The organism is Ideonella sp. FW305-24 (genome assembly GCF_058788035.1).
In genome coordinates, this window is the sequence record NZ_JBYTAI010000001.1 from 997,591 (window position 1) to 1,011,090 (window position 13,500).

Here is a 13,500-nt window from a genome sequence, read left to right on the forward strand (position 1 = left end):
GCGCTCATCGCGAACTCAAGGCTGGGCCAGCACCACGGCGAACCAGCCGCGGGCATCGGTCCAGCAGCGCACGCGCGAGTAACCGGCGGTGGCCAGCAAATCCTGCAGCCGGTCCGGCGTGTACTTGTAGCTGTTCTCGGTGTGGATGCGCTCGCCGGCTGCAAAGCGCCGGCCGCCGCCCGCCCAGCGCACTTCCAGCTCCCGGCTGGCCTCCAGGTGCATCTCGATGCGGCTGCGCTGCGCATTGAACAGCGCCACATGCCGCCACTGCGCGGGCTGGAAGTCGCTGCCGATCAGCGTGTTCAGGTGCGTGAGCACATTGCGATTGAACGCCGCGGTGACTCCGCCATGGTCGTCGTAGGCGGCCTGCAGGATCTGCGGGTCCTTGACCAGGTCCACGCCCAGCAGCAGCGCACCATCGTCGCCGCTCAGGCCGCGGGCGCGGGCCAGCAGCGCACAGGCCTCGGCCGGCTCGAAGTTGCCGATCGACGAGCCCGGGTAGAACACCAGCCGGCGTTGCATGGGCAGCGCCGGCGGCAGCTCGAAAGGGCGGGTGATGTCGGCCACCACCTGATGCACCTGCATCCACGGCAGCCCGGCCTGCAGCACCCGTGCATGGGTGGCCAGGAAGTCGCCGCTGATGTCGACCACGACCAGGTGGTCCGGGTCCAGCAACTCGCACAGCGACATGGCCTTCTTGCAGCTGCCGGCGCCCAGCTCGATGATGCTGCTGCACTCCCCCACCGCGCCGGCAATGCTTTCGTGATGGCGCACCATCACCGCCCGCTCGGTGCGCGTCACGTAATACTCGGGCACCTCGGTGATGGCCTCGAACAGCGCGGAGCCCTGCTCGTCATAGAAGTACTTCGGTGAAATGCTCGCCGCCGGCTTGAGCAGTGCGGCGACGATGGCCGCCCGCTCTGGATCCTCGGGGGCGGCATCCACGGGCGTGAGGCCCCGTGGCTGGGTGCGCGACACCACGTCGCGGAGGGTGGGAATCGAGTCGAACACGGCGCGCATGGCTCTCCCTGGGCTTGCGGTGGACTGGCGCAGCATCGCCTCTCGCGCCCGGAGCGCAGTGTAGGACTGCGCCGCGTTTGCAGCCTGACACGCGCGCGGGCGCCAGCCCAAAGGGAATACCCCAAAACCCGAGCCAGGCGATCAACAATGCGCGATGCCCCGGCCCGGGCTCACCCGGGCTGAACCTGGCCGGCTCAAGGCCCCGTCCTACAAGCCGCCTGCGCCGCCACCGATGGCCCCCCAGGCTGCCGCTTTCTACAGTCCCACCATGCCGCAAAACGCTCGCCGGCGGCCCTGCCTGGCGAGCGGCTTCGCGGCCACCTTCGTCGACTCAAGAGGACAACATCATGCTCAAGTGGGCCCTTATTTTTGCGGTGATCTCGGTGATTGCCGGCCTGATGGGATTTGGCGGCGTGGCCGCTGGCGCCGCCGGCATCGCCAAGGTGCTCTTCTTCGTGTTCCTGGCCATCTGCCTGCTGTTTGTCGTGCTGGCCTTGCTGGGCATTGGCGCGCTGAGGAAGTAGCGCGTTCGCTTCAACCGCATTGCCAATTTGCGGCCGCGGCCGTGAAACGTCGCGCCCGAGGCGACGAAATGTGTCACGCCCGGTCGCCCTGGCGGCCGTCCACCGCAGTCCGGAGCCGGGCCGCAAGGCCCTGAAAGTGAAAAATCGTAACAGCGCTGGCGACGCAAAAACAGGACTCTCCCTCGTACGGCCCGGCAACATGCAGGCGGCACGCTGGCAGCAGGCCCGCGGCTGGCGCGGAACCTGCAATGACTTGCCTGCAATTCCTGTTTTTCGTTTGAGAAGGACCGGCGACGACGCTGGTTTTTTTGGTGGCCCGCCGCGGCAACGTGGCGGGCCCCTTTTTATGGGCCTGCCGGGGCGTCAGAGCCCGCGCGGCAGCATCAACTCGAATTGCGTGCCCTCGCGCGGCCGCGAGCGGCCGACCAACGAGCCGCCATGCGCGCGCGCCACCCGTTCCGGCAGCGACAGGCCGGACCCCACGCGCGGCGCGGCCATGCCTTCGACGGCCTCGCCGCCGCCAAACAAGTGCTGGCTGGCCGCGTCGCCGAGCAAGCCGGCAAAGCTGATGCGCAGCAGCAGCGAGCGCCGCTGGTCGCCATCCAGCTCGATCTTCAGCCCGGACTCGCCAGCATAGGTCGTGGCCTGCAGCAGCAGGTGGTCCAGCGCCTGCTGCAGCATCGCCCGGTCCATCAGGCCCTGGGTGTCGCCCAGCACTTCGAAGGCTGGCAGCTGGCTCAGCAAGCCATTGCCCTGGGCCGTCTCCAGCCGCTCCTGCGTCAGCGCGGCCAGGTCCGTCATGACGGGGCTGGGGCGCAGCTCGGCGCTGGGCAGCTGGGCCAGGTTCACCAGGTGGTCGACCTGCCGGCTCAGCATCGCGGTGGCGGCCTTGATGCGGGCACCGGCCGAACCGGGGCCGGGCTTGTCGGAGCGCAGCAGCAGCTCGGCATTCAGCGCCAGCGCGGCCAGCGGCGCGCGGATGTCGTGCGACAGCGCCGACAGCATGGTCGAGTTGAGCCGCGTCAGCCGCTGCAGCTCGGCCATGTTCTCGGCCAGCGTGGCCTTCTGGCGGTGCAGGTCGGCGAAGATCGCCACCTTGCTGCGCAGCACCCGGCCGTCGAAGGGCTTGTAGAGGAAGTCCACCGCGCCAGCCTCGTAGCCGCGGAAGCTGCGTTGCTCCTCCATCGAGCCCGCGGTCAGGAAGATGATGGGCACGTGGCGGGTGCGTTCGGCCCCGCGCATCAGCTCGGCCAGCGCGTAGCCGTCCATGCCCGGCATCTGCACGTCCAGCAGCGCCAGCGCCACGTCGTGCTGCAGCAGCAGCTCCAGCGCAGCATCGGCCGAGTCGGCGGTCAGCACGTGCCAGTCGTCTGCGGCGAGCAGCGCGCGCATCGCCAGCAGGTTCTGCGGCACGTCGTCGACGACCAGGATGTTCAAAGGTTTGGCAGCCATCATCTCTCTCCCCCCGTCTGGGCCTGGCCCAGGGCATCACACATCATTTTCAGGCTCATCACCTGGTCTGCGCCGGCCAGGTCCAGCGCGGCCCTCGGCATCGTCGGGACCACGGCCTCGGCCGGATCCTGCACCCAAAGCCGGCCGCCGTGCGCGCGCACAGCCAAAGCACCGGCCGCACCGTCGGCACTGGCGCCTGTCAACACGATGGCCAGCAGGCCAGCACCGTACTCGTGCGCCGCGCTCTCGAACAGCGGGTCGATCGCCGGTCGCGACCACAGCACCGCATCGTCGACCGACAGCGCAGCCACCGGCCCATCCGGCCCCGGATCGACCAGCAGGTGGTAGTCGGCCGGTGCCAGCAACACCCGGCCCGGCTTCAGCGGCTGGCCGGCCCATGCGTCTTCGACCGGCAGCGCGCAGCGCCTGGCCAGCAGCGCCGCGGGTGAAAGTTTGCCTTCCGGCTGAGGCGCCCGGTGCAACACCACCAGCACCGGCGCCGGGAAATCGGCAGGCAAGGCTGCCGTCAGCGCCAGCAGCGCTTCGACGCCGCCGGCCGAGGCGCCGATCACCACCGCCTTGAGCGACAGGTCAGGCCAGTTCATGGACATGCTCCTTGGCTCACAGGCGTTGGTAGAGCCGAACGTCCGGCTGCGGGTGGAACGGCTGGAACAGGTGCGCATGGGCGCCGAACTGCAGCGACTCGCGGCTGCCCAGCCCGAGGAAACCGCGCCGCACCAGCGCCTCGCGAAACAGGCCGACCGCGCGGTCCTGCAGGTCGCGGTTGAAATAGATCAGCACGTTGCGGCAGGACACCAGGTGCACCTCGGAGAACACCGCGTCGGTCGACAGGCTGTGATCGGCGAACACCACCTGGCGCTTCAGCGCCCGGTCGAACATCACGCCCTCGTACGCGGCGGTGCAGTAGTCGCTCAGCGAGGCCTTGCCGCCGGCCGCCAGGTAGTTGCGGCTGAACAGCGGCATGCGCTCGCGCGGGTAGATGCCGGCCTCGGCACGCTGCAGGGCCACCGGGTTGATGTCGGTCGCGTAGAGGATGCAGCGCTCCAGCAGCCCCTCCTCGTGCAGCAGGATGGCCAGCGACCACAGCTCTTCGCCATGGCTGCAGCCGGCCACCCACAGCTTCAGCGACGGATAGGTGCGCAGCTCCGGCACCACCTCCTCGCGCAGCACCCGGAAGTAGGCCGGGTCGCGGAACATCTCGCTGACCTGGATGGTCAGGAACTGCAGCAGCTGCGAGAAGGCATCCGGCTCGCGCAGCACCCGGTCCTGCAGTTGCGACAGCCGCTCGCAGCGCATGGCCTGCAGCGCCTGGTGCAGGCGGCGGCGCAACGAGCTGGGTGCGTAGTGGCGAAAGTCGTGCTGGTAGCGCAGGAACACGGCTTCGAGCAGCAGCTTGATCTCGATGTCGAACAAGGTATCCGCCTGGGCCACGGCGTCACTGCGCTCGCGCTGCGCAGCGTCGGCACTGCCCGCGGCCGACACCGCAGCCGCCGGCAGCTCCGGCGAAGAAACAGAGCGGCGTGGGCGTGTCATTTGGGCATCCAGACGCGGCACAGCGAAACCAGCCGGTCAACGTCGATCGGCTTGGCCAGGTAGTCGTTGGCACCGGCCTCCAGGCACTGCTGGCGGTCGTCGGCCATGGCCTTGGCGGTCAGCGCGATGATGGGCAGGTCGGCGCCATCGGGCCGGGCGCGGATCCGCCGCATCGCCTCCAGCCCGTCCATCTCCGGCATCATGATGTCCATCAGCACCAGGTCCACCGGCGGCTGGCGGTCCAGCCGTTCCAGCGCCTCGCGGCCGTTGCGGGCGATCTGCAGCTGCACGCCCAGCGGCTCCAGCACGCTGCTGAGCGCGAAGATGTTGCGCACGTCGTCTTCGGCCAGCAGGATCTGCCGGCCTTCCAGCACCGCGTCGCGGCTGCGCGCGGCCTGCAGCAGGCGCTGCTGCTCGCCCGGCAGCGCCGCCTCCACGCTGTGCAGGAACAGCGTCACCTCGTCCAGCAGCCGCTCGGGCGAACGTGCGCCCTTGACGATGATGGAGCGCGAATAGCGGCGCAGCAGCGTTTCCTCGTCGCGGCTCAGCGCCCGGCCGGTGTAGACGATGACCGGCGGAAAGCCTTCGCGCTCGCCGCGCGCCATGCGCTCCAGCAGGTCGAAGCCGCTGCCGTCGGGCAGTGCCAGGTCGGTCACCATGCAGTCGAAGGTGGTCGCGCCCAGCGCGGTCAGCGCGTCGGCCACCGTGCCCACGGTCGTGATCTCGACCTGCGGCGCGGCCAGCAGCAGTTGCAGGTTCTGCCGCAGCGCCACATCGTCTTCCACCACCAGCACCCGGCGCAACGGATGGTCCAGCCGGTGCCGCAGCCGCTCGATGGCCTCGACCAGGTGCTCGCGCAGCGCCGGCTTCACCAGGTGGCCGATGGCGCCCATGGTCATGGCCGCGTGGCTGCGCTCCAGGCCCGAAACCACGTGCACCGGAATGTGCCGGGTGCCGGGGTCGCGCTTGAGCCGCTCCAGCACCGACAGGCCGGACACATCAGGCAGCCCCACGTCCAGCAGCACGCCGCTGGGCCGCAGCTCGCGCGCCAGCGTCAGCGCCTGCTCGCCGGTGTTGGCCACCACGCAGTCGAAGCCCAGTTCCTCGACCAGCGTGCGCAGCGTGGCGGCAAAGGCGCTGTCGTCTTCCACCGCCAGCAGCACCCGCCTGTCCTCGCCCAGGCCAGGCGGCAGCTCGATCGGCAGCGCGGCCGGCGTGGGCGCGGCGGGGCCGGCGGGCCGCGACGTCGGCGCGGCAGGGCGGGCCATGCGGGGTTCGTCCGGCGCCGGCTGCTCGGGCAGCTCGGCCGGCAGGTCCACGCTGAAGCAGCTGCCCTGACCAGGCTTGCTGTGCAGCGTCATCGTGCCGCCCAGGCGCTGCGTCAGTTCACGCGAGATCGACAGGCCCAGCCCGGTGCCACCGAACTGGCGGCTGGTCGAACCATCGGCCTGGCGGAAGGCCTCGAAGATCACCTCGTGCTTGTCGACCGGAATGCCCACCCCGGTGTCGCGCACCTCGAAGCGCACCGCGCCACCGGCCAGCGGCTTCAGCGCCAGCGTCACCTTGCCGCTGACGGTGAACTTCACCGCATTGGCCAGCAGGTTCTTCAGCACCTGCTGCAGGCGCCGGCTATCGCTGAAGATGTGCTCGGGCAGGCCCTGGTCCAGCACCACCTCGAAGCCCAGGCCCTTCTTCTCGGCCAGCGCGGCAAACACCGTCTGCAGCCGCGTGGCCAGCTCCTGCAGCGGCACGCGCTCGCGCTGCAGGTCGGCATGGCCGGCCTCGATCTTGGACAGGTCCAGCACGTCGTTGATCAAGGCCAGCAGGTCGTTGTTGGCATCGAAGATCGCGCGGGCGAAGCGCACCTGCTCTTCGCTGAGCCGGCCGTCCTTGTTGGCCGCCAGCAGCTGCGAGAGGATCAGCGAGCTGTTCAGCGGCGTGCGCAGCTCGTGCGACATGTTGGCCAGGAACTCGGACTTGTAGCGGCTGGCCGCTTCCAGCGCCTCGGCATTCGCCTGCAGCGCCGCCTGCGACTGCAACAGTTCCTGCTGCTTGTCGGCCATGGCCCGCGCGTGCAGCGCCAGCTGGCCGTTGACGCGCTCCAGCTCGGTCTGCTGCGTCTCCAGCTCGGCCTGCGACTCGCGCATGATGCGGCCCTGCTCTTCAAGTTCCTCGTTCGACACGCGCAGCTCTTCCTGCTGGGCCTGCAGTTCCTCGGCCTGGCGCTGGGTTTCCTCCAGCATGGCCTGGCGCTCCAGCCGGTAGGCGGCGCCGCGCAAGGCCAGGCCGACCACTTCGCTGATGCCGCGCGCCAGTTCCTCGCAGAGTGCCAGGTCCAGCTTCGCGCGCGCCACGCCGAGTTCGATCACGCCGACGTTGCGGCCCTCGGCATGCAGCGGCATCAGCAGCAGGTGCTCCGGCAAGCTGCGGCCCAGGGCGGACTGCAGCCCCAGGTGGCCCTGCGGCGCCGGGCTCAGTGCATTGAATCGGTCCTGGCGTGCGGCCTCGCCGAGCAGGCCGTCCTGCAGCGTCAGCGTCGCCGGCAGCGTGGCCAGGTCAGCCGCGTGGCTGCCAAAGCGCCGCAGCCTATCACCGTCACGCCGATAGGCCGCCGCCACCGAAGGTGTCAGCCAGCCACACAGCATCGCGCAGCTGACCTCGCCCACCTGCTCTATCGTCAGCTCGCCGGCCAGGCGCTGCGCCAGTGCCGATTCCGCCTGCTGCAGCCACAGCTGCCGGCGAATGGCTTCGCGCTGGCCCAGCACCTTGGAGATCACCACCGCCATCACGATGAAGGCGGCCGATCCCATGCTGCGGTTCACATACAGCAGGAACGGCGAGGCCAGGCCCGGTGGCGACCACTGCATGCCAAGGAACGTGAAAACAATGGCCAGCACCAGCAGCAGGTAGGGCACCCAGCGCCGCCGCTGCAGCAGCGAGAGCGACAGCGGCAGCAGGTACAGCACCCATTCGGCAAATCCAAGCGGCGTCAGGATGTCGACGACCAGCAGGCCCACCTCGAACAGCAGCGCAGCGGCCAGTACCAGGTGATCGCGGCGGTCTACGGTTTGGTACGACGAAAACGGCATGTAGGCAGGCAGCAGGCAGGGGCGATGCAGAGGAATTTTTGCCGACGGTCCACGCGAAGTCTGTAGGCCGGAGCCTACATGTCGCCGCGGCGGCCACCGGTGGCAGGACCATGCGGCTCAGCGTGACACTGCGATCACGCCAAAGGACCGGCTCATCACCTGATACCCCAACGGGTGATGAAGCAGCGGGCCACGGCAAGGACAGAAGGCGGGATGTGTGGCAACTGCATGGACCAGGGCCGACCCGGGTTCACCCGCCTGCAGAGCAACCAACCTCATCTAAGGACAACATCATGAAAACTTCCAAGCTGCTGAGCCAATCCCTTGTGGCCATTGCTGCGGTCTGCTGCCTGGGCGCCGCCCAGGCCAACAACTTCAGCAAGAGCGCCTACGACGGCGCCAAGAAGGACATCGAGACGACCTACAAGGCAGAAAAGGACAGCTGCGACAAGCTGTCGGCCAATGCCAAGGACATCTGCGTCGAGCAGGCCAAGGCCAACGAGAAGGTCGCCAAGGCCCGTCTCGAATACAACTACACCGGCAAGCCGACCGACGAAGCCAAGCTGACCGAAGCGCAGTACGACGGCCGCTATGACGTGGCCAAGGAAAAGTGCGATGACCTGTCGGGCAATGCCAAGGACGTGTGCGTCAAGGAAGCCAAGGCTGCGCATGACTCGGCCAAAGCCGACCTGAAGGCGCACAAGAAGATCGTCAATGCCGAGCAGGACGCGATCGACACCAAGATGACCGCTGAATACAAGGTCGCCAAGGAAAAGTGCGACGGCCTATCGGGCGACGCCAAGGACACCTGCGTGGCCTCGGCCAAGGCCCGCTACAACCAGAGCTGGTGAACTGACAAGGTCATGCCCCCGGCCTGACCTTCACCCGCAACAAGGCGCCGCATCCACGGCGCCTTTTTCATGGCCCGTCGGGCTTCAGGCCGCGAGCCAGTGCCAGGCGGCGCTGTAGCAGGCCAGCAGCACCGCGGCAATGCCGAGGTTCACCAGCAGCGGCCGAAGGCCGGTGCGCAGGTCCAGCCCCATGCGAGCACCCAGGCTGAACCACCAGACCATCACCAGCAGCGCGCCGACCTCGTCGGCGCCCACCTGCGGGTTGGCCTGCACCATTGCGGCCACGCCGCACAGCCACAAGCCCAGGCCGATCACCGAGGCTTCGGTGAAGGCCTTGAAAGTCGGCTTGCGCCATTGAACGCCAAGGATCTGCATGGGCGGGATCTTAGCGACGGCCCGCCCATTGCAAGCCCGGAACACCGGCGTCATCCCGGGTCTTTCGGGGCATTTGCGGCACACCGCCTCTGCAAGTGGCCGGTGGTGCATGCATGCCCCTCGCCGAGGCGGCAAGGGGCGGCTGACGCTTCAGCTTGGTGCCTTGCCCTGCGCTTTTTGGCGCCAAGGCCTGGCACATCGCTTGCATGCCCGTCTGCCCGAGAGGGACGGCCGAGACAGCGCCGTTCTTTGAATGGTGGCTAGGGTTCCGATCGCTTCGGCGGTGTCTGGTCCGAGAGCTGCCGGCGGGCCGCAAGGCACGTTACACGGCGGGACAAAAACCCGGGAGGCGGCTTCGTCAGAGGTCCCTCTCGCCATTCGTCCCTACAACGCCGGAGTGCCCCGCCCATGTCTTCCGTTGCCCAATTTCCCGTCCTTGTCGCCACTCGTTCGGCACTGCGCCGCGCCACCTTTGCAGTGGCCCTGCTGGTCTGCACGGCCGCTGCCGTTTCGCCCCAAGCGGCGCAAGCCGAGGTCAAGGTCGGGCTGTCTGACTGGCCAGGCTGGGTGGCCTGGTACATCGCCGACCAAAAGGGCTACTTCAAGAAATACGGCGCCGATGTGAAGCTGGTCTGGTTCGCCAACTACACCGACTCGATCTCCGCCCTCTCCTCCGGCCAGCTGGACGCCAACAGCCAGACCTGGAGCGACACCCTGGGCCCGCTGGCCAAGGGCATCAAGCTCAAGGCCGTGCTGGTCAACGACAACTCGGCCGGCAATGACGCGCTGATGGTCTCGCCCAAGATCAAGGGCTACGCGGACCTGAAAGGCAAGAGCATCGCGCTGGAGCAATACAGCATCTCGCACTTCGTGCTGGCCACCGCGCTGGCCAAGAACGGCATGAAGCCGGCCGACGTGAAGATCGTCAACCTGCCGGCCGGCGACGCTGCCGCCGCCTTCCTGGCCGGGCGCGTGGACGCCGCCGTGGTCTGGAACCCTTGGGTCAACCAGATCCAGCAGTCCGGCAAAGGCCGGGCCCTGTTCACCTCCAAGGACATGCCGGGCCTGGTGCCGGACCTGCTGGTGGCGCAGGAGAAGGCCATCGCGTCCAAGCGCAAGGAGTTCGTCGGCATGATCCGCGCGTGGTTCGAGGTGGAGAAGTTCGTGCGCGAGCAACCGGCCGAAGCCGCCAAGATCATGGCCAAGGTCGTCAGCATGAAGCCCGACGAATACCAGGTCTTCCTGCCCGGCACCCGCTTCTTCGATGCCGCCACCAACAAGGCCGCCTTCGACGCGAAGAACCCGCAGTCGCTGGTCGCCGTGGCGCCCACCATCGCCGCCTTCCTCACCGAGCACAAGCTGATCGACGGCAAGCCCGACGCCGCCGCTGGCGTGGACGGTTCTCTGCTGCAGGAAGCCCTGGGCACCGCCACCGCGGCCAAGTAAGGGGCCGCCGTGTCACAGCTTCTGCAGATGCTGCAGATCCGGCAGGCCATCGGCCGCCGCACCTACCTCGCGCTGGCGCTGGCCGGGCTGATCCTGCCGCTGGCCGGCTGGGCCCTGCTGGCGGCCAGCGGCCAGGTCGAGGCGGTGTTCATGCCGGGGCCGCAAGAGGTGCTGGGCCGCATCGTCACCTGGTGGTCCGAGGACGACCTGCTGGGTGATGCCGGCATCAGCATCCTGCGCGTGGTCGCCGGCTGGGCGCTGGCCGCGCTGCTGGCGCTGCCGCTAGGCCTGTTCATCGGCAGCTGGCGGGCGATGCAGGCGCTGCTGGAGCCGCTGACCGACTTCATCCGCTACATGCCGGCCGTCGCCTTCGTGCCGCTGGTGATGCTGTGGGTGGGCATTGGCGAAGGCGCGAAGGTCGCCATCATCTTCATCGGGACCTTCTTCCAGATGGTGCTGATGGTGGCCGAGGACGTGCGGCGCGTGCCGATGGCGCAGATCGAGGCCGCGCAGACCATGGGCGCCACCCGGCGCGAAGTGGTCGAGCAGGTCATCGTGCCTTCGGCCAAGCCGGCGCTGCTGGACACGCTGCGCGTGACCATGGGCTGGGCCTGGACCTACCTGGTGGTGGCCGAACTGGTGGCCGCCAACTCGGGGCTGGGCTTTGCCATCCTGAAGGCCCAGCGCTTCCTGCAGACCGACAAGATCTTCGCCGGCATCCTGCTGATCGGCCTGATCGGCCTGGCCATCGACCAGCTGTTCCGGCTGCTGCACCGCAAGGCATTCCCCTGGCTATACGGGAGAAATTGACATGACCCTCGCCACCCTGGACGTGATGCCGTCCCTCTGCTGCCGGGCCCTGGGCAAGACCTACCCCGGCGGCAAGCAGCCGGCGCTGGTGGACGTGAACCTGGACATTGCGCCCAACGAGTTCGTCACACTCGTTGGCGCCTCGGGCTGCGGCAAGTCCACGCTGCTGCGCTGCATGGCCGGGCTGGAGCGGCACGACCAGGGCGAGCTGCGCGTCTGCGGCCAGCCCATTGCCGGGCCAGGGCCGGACCGCGCGATGGTGTTCCAGCACTACAGCCTCTACCCGTGGCTGACGGTGATCGAGAACATCCGCTTCGTGCGCCGGCTGGCCGCCCACACGCGGGACCGCAGCAGCAGCGACGTGGAAGCCGCCAGCGGCCGGGCCGACGCGCTGCTGCAGCTGATGGGCCTGGGCGCCGTGCGCGACGCCTACCCCAACCAGCTCTCCGGCGGCATGCAGCAGCGCGTGGCGATTGCCCGCGCACTGATGAGCGCACCGCCCATCCTGCTGATGGACGAGCCCTTCGGCGCCCTGGACGCACAGACCCGCGAGGTCATGCACGACCTGATTGCCCACGTGCACCGGCAGGAGCGCAGCACCATCGTGTTCGTCACGCACGACGTGGAAGAAGCGCTGTACCTGGGCCACCGCGTGGTGCTGATGGCGCCGCGCCCCGGCCGCATCGACACCATCTACCGGGTTCCGCTGCCCGCCCGCCGCAAGCAGGACATGAAGCTGGCACCGGAGTTCCTCGCGCTCAAGCGCGAAATCCTCGAACGCATCCGCGACACCTCCGGCATGAAGACCGACCTGGAGCTGCTGGAAAAGCTCAGCCAGGCTGCGGCCTGAAGCAACACCTGAGCGTCACCTCATTGGGAGACCTGAATGAAGACCCTGGTCCACACCCTGGACAACCCGCCGGCCAGCGCGCCGGTGGACACGCCCGAGCTGTGGCGTGAGTTCGCCCCCACGCTGCCCGCAGACAAGTTGCTCTGGTCCGACATCGTGCCCGGCGGCTGCCACGGCGCGCGCCTGCTGCGCCGCGGCACCTCGCTGCACATGGTCGCGCTGGACGCCTCGGCCAACTTCAGCCTGGTGCTGTACGCCGCAGCCGACCTGCTGGAGCGCTACAACATGCCTGACACGCTGAAGGCCCAGCACACCGCACACCTCACCCGCGGCCATGTGCTGATGAGCGACATGGGCCGGGCGATGGCCTCGATCACCGAAGACACGCTGGGCTGGCACGACCCGCTGGGCGCGCTGCTGGACGAAGCCCTGCTCGCCGCCAAGTACCCGGCCCAGCGCTACGCCACGCACCGCAACGCAATGGCCCGCGCCGGCCGCGAAGGCCTGCAGGTCGAACTGGCCAAGTTCGGCCTCGCGCCGCGCGACCTGATCGCGCCGGTGAACGCCTTCAGCAAGGTGCAGGTGGACCTGGAGGGCCGCTTCCAGTTCGCCGAGCGCCATGCCAAGCCCGGCAGCACGCTGGAACTGCGCTGCGAAATGGACCTGCTGCTGGCCTACAGCAGCGCGCCGCATCCGTTGGACCCGGCGCCCGTCTACACGCCCGGCCGCATCGGCCTGGCCGCCTGGCATTCCGGCACTGCGCCGGCAGACGACTTCTGCCGCAGCTTCCGCCCGGAAAACGCCCGTGCCTTGCACAACACCGAACTGCTTTTTGCCTGAGGCCGCGATGACTGCCAACGCCACTGCATTCCGCATCCAGGAGAGCCCGCTGGACCCGGCCGACGCCTTGCATGACCACACCGTGCCGGCGGGCGAGCCCTGCCTGCTGGCCATCAAGGCCGGCCAGACGCTGCGCCTGGTCGACCTCGAAGGCAACCAGGCCATCGACGCCCTCTTCTACGCGCAAGCCCCGCTGGGCGAGCGCTACAGCGCCACCAACACCATGCTGGCCCAGGGCGGCATCTACCTGACCACCGGCTCGGTCCTGATGAGCAACACCGGCCGCAAGATGGCCACCATCGTGGCCGACACCTGCGGCCGCCACGACACCCTGGGCGGCGCCTGCTCCACCGAGAGCAACCAGGTGCGCTACGCCCTCGGCAAGCGCTACATGCACGCCTGCCGCGACAACTTCCTCAGCGCGCTGCTGGCGGCCGACATCGGCCTGGGCAAGCGCGACCTGGCGCCCAACATCAACTTCTTCATGAACGTGCCGGTCACCCCCGAAGGCGGGCTGAAGTTCGACGACGGCGTGTCCGCCCCCGGCAAGTACGTGGAGCTGCGCGCCGAGATCGACCTGTGGCTGCTCATCTCCAACTGCCCGCAGCTGAACAACCCCTGCAACGGCTACGACCCGACCCCCGCGCAGGTGCTCGTCTGGGCCTGACGCAGAAACAGCCTTCAGGACG

13 protein-coding genes and 1 riboswitch are annotated in these 13,500 nt (G+C 68.5%); of the genes, 7 read left to right on the forward strand and 6 right to left on the reverse strand.

What is annotated here, in order from left to right:
* Positions 1 to 15: 15 nt before the first annotated feature.
* On the reverse strand, positions 16 to 1,020 hold the full coding sequence (gene egtD, locus AC3WR5_RS04385) for an L-histidine N(alpha)-methyltransferase (RefSeq protein WP_492482164.1): 1,005 nt from the start codon (positions 1,018 to 1,020) through the stop codon (positions 16 to 18).
* Positions 1,021 to 1,367: 347 nt separating this feature from the next.
* Between egtD and AC3WR5_RS04390 the strand changes: the two genes are divergently transcribed.
* Entirely contained in the window at positions 1,368 to 1,544 is a 177-nt protein-coding gene (locus AC3WR5_RS04390; protein WP_141288651.1) for a DUF1328 family protein, read from the forward strand.
* Between the two features lie 363 nt (positions 1,545 to 1,907).
* Here AC3WR5_RS04390 and AC3WR5_RS04395 read toward each other — a convergent pair whose 3' ends face one another.
* The 4 genes from AC3WR5_RS04395 to AC3WR5_RS04410 are packed head-to-tail and all read right to left on the reverse strand — an operon-like array spanning position 1,908 to position 7,639.
* Positions 1,908 to 2,996, reverse strand: a complete 1,089-nt coding sequence (locus tag AC3WR5_RS04395; protein ID WP_231012393.1) for an ATP-binding response regulator — start codon at positions 2,994 to 2,996, stop codon at positions 1,908 to 1,910.
* Entirely contained in the window at positions 2,996 to 3,601 is a 606-nt protein-coding gene (locus AC3WR5_RS04400; protein ID WP_141290218.1) for a chemotaxis protein CheB, read from the reverse strand. The genes AC3WR5_RS04395 and AC3WR5_RS04400 overlap by 1 nt, the downstream gene beginning before the upstream one ends.
* A gap of 16 nt (positions 3,602 to 3,617) precedes the next feature.
* Positions 3,618 to 4,550 (reverse strand): CheR family methyltransferase, encoded by a 933-nt coding sequence (locus AC3WR5_RS04405; RefSeq protein WP_492482167.1) that lies wholly within the window; start codon positions 4,548 to 4,550, stop codon positions 3,618 to 3,620.
* Complete coding sequence (locus AC3WR5_RS04410; protein WP_492482169.1) at positions 4,547 to 7,639, reverse strand: response regulator; 3,093 nt, start codon at positions 7,637 to 7,639, stop codon at positions 4,547 to 4,549. Before AC3WR5_RS04410 ends, AC3WR5_RS04405 begins: the two co-directional genes overlap by 4 nt.
* 293 nt (positions 7,640 to 7,932) lie before the next feature.
* Here AC3WR5_RS04410 and AC3WR5_RS04415 point away from each other — a divergent pair, with 293 nt between their 5' ends.
* Positions 7,933 to 8,490, forward strand: a complete 558-nt coding sequence (locus tag AC3WR5_RS04415; protein ID WP_141289830.1) for a hypothetical protein — start codon at positions 7,933 to 7,935, stop codon at positions 8,488 to 8,490.
* Between the two features lie 84 nt (positions 8,491 to 8,574).
* On the opposite strand, the gene AC3WR5_RS04420 is transcribed toward AC3WR5_RS04415, so the two are convergent.
* The gene (locus tag AC3WR5_RS04420; RefSeq protein WP_141289829.1) at positions 8,575 to 8,865 is read right to left on the reverse strand and encodes a hypothetical protein; all 291 of its coding nucleotides are present in this window, start codon (positions 8,863 to 8,865) and stop codon (positions 8,575 to 8,577) included.
* Positions 8,866 to 9,114: 249 nt separating this feature from the next.
* A riboswitch (guanidine-I (ykkC/yxkD leader) is annotated at positions 9,115 to 9,216 on the forward strand.
* A gap of 57 nt (positions 9,217 to 9,273) precedes the next feature.
* On the opposite strand from AC3WR5_RS04420, the gene AC3WR5_RS04425 reads away from it, so the two are divergent.
* Genes AC3WR5_RS04425 through AC3WR5_RS04445 form a run of 5 tightly spaced genes read left to right on the forward strand, consistent with a single transcriptional unit; the run spans position 9,274 to position 13,478 of the window.
* Complete coding sequence (locus AC3WR5_RS04425) at positions 9,274 to 10,311, forward strand: ABC transporter substrate-binding protein (protein WP_492482171.1); 1,038 nt, start codon at positions 9,274 to 9,276, stop codon at positions 10,309 to 10,311.
* Positions 10,312 to 10,320: 9 nt separating this feature from the next.
* Positions 10,321 to 11,121: an ABC transporter permease gene (locus tag AC3WR5_RS04430; protein WP_492482173.1), complete on the forward strand. Its 801-nt coding sequence runs from the start codon at positions 10,321 to 10,323 to the stop codon at positions 11,119 to 11,121.
* Between the two features lies 1 nt (position 11,122).
* On the forward strand, positions 11,123 to 11,971 hold the full coding sequence (locus AC3WR5_RS04435) for an ABC transporter ATP-binding protein (RefSeq protein WP_492482175.1): 849 nt from the start codon (positions 11,123 to 11,125) through the stop codon (positions 11,969 to 11,971).
* Between the two features lie 36 nt (positions 11,972 to 12,007).
* Positions 12,008 to 12,811, forward strand: coding sequence for an urea amidolyase associated protein UAAP1 (locus AC3WR5_RS04440; protein ID WP_492482177.1), 804 nt, complete (start codon positions 12,008 to 12,010; stop codon positions 12,809 to 12,811).
* A 7-nt stretch (positions 12,812 to 12,818) separates the two neighbouring features.
* Positions 12,819 to 13,478: an urea amidolyase associated protein UAAP2 gene (locus tag AC3WR5_RS04445; protein ID WP_492482179.1), complete on the forward strand. Its 660-nt coding sequence runs from the start codon at positions 12,819 to 12,821 to the stop codon at positions 13,476 to 13,478.
* Positions 13,479 to 13,500: the final 22 nt, after the last annotated feature.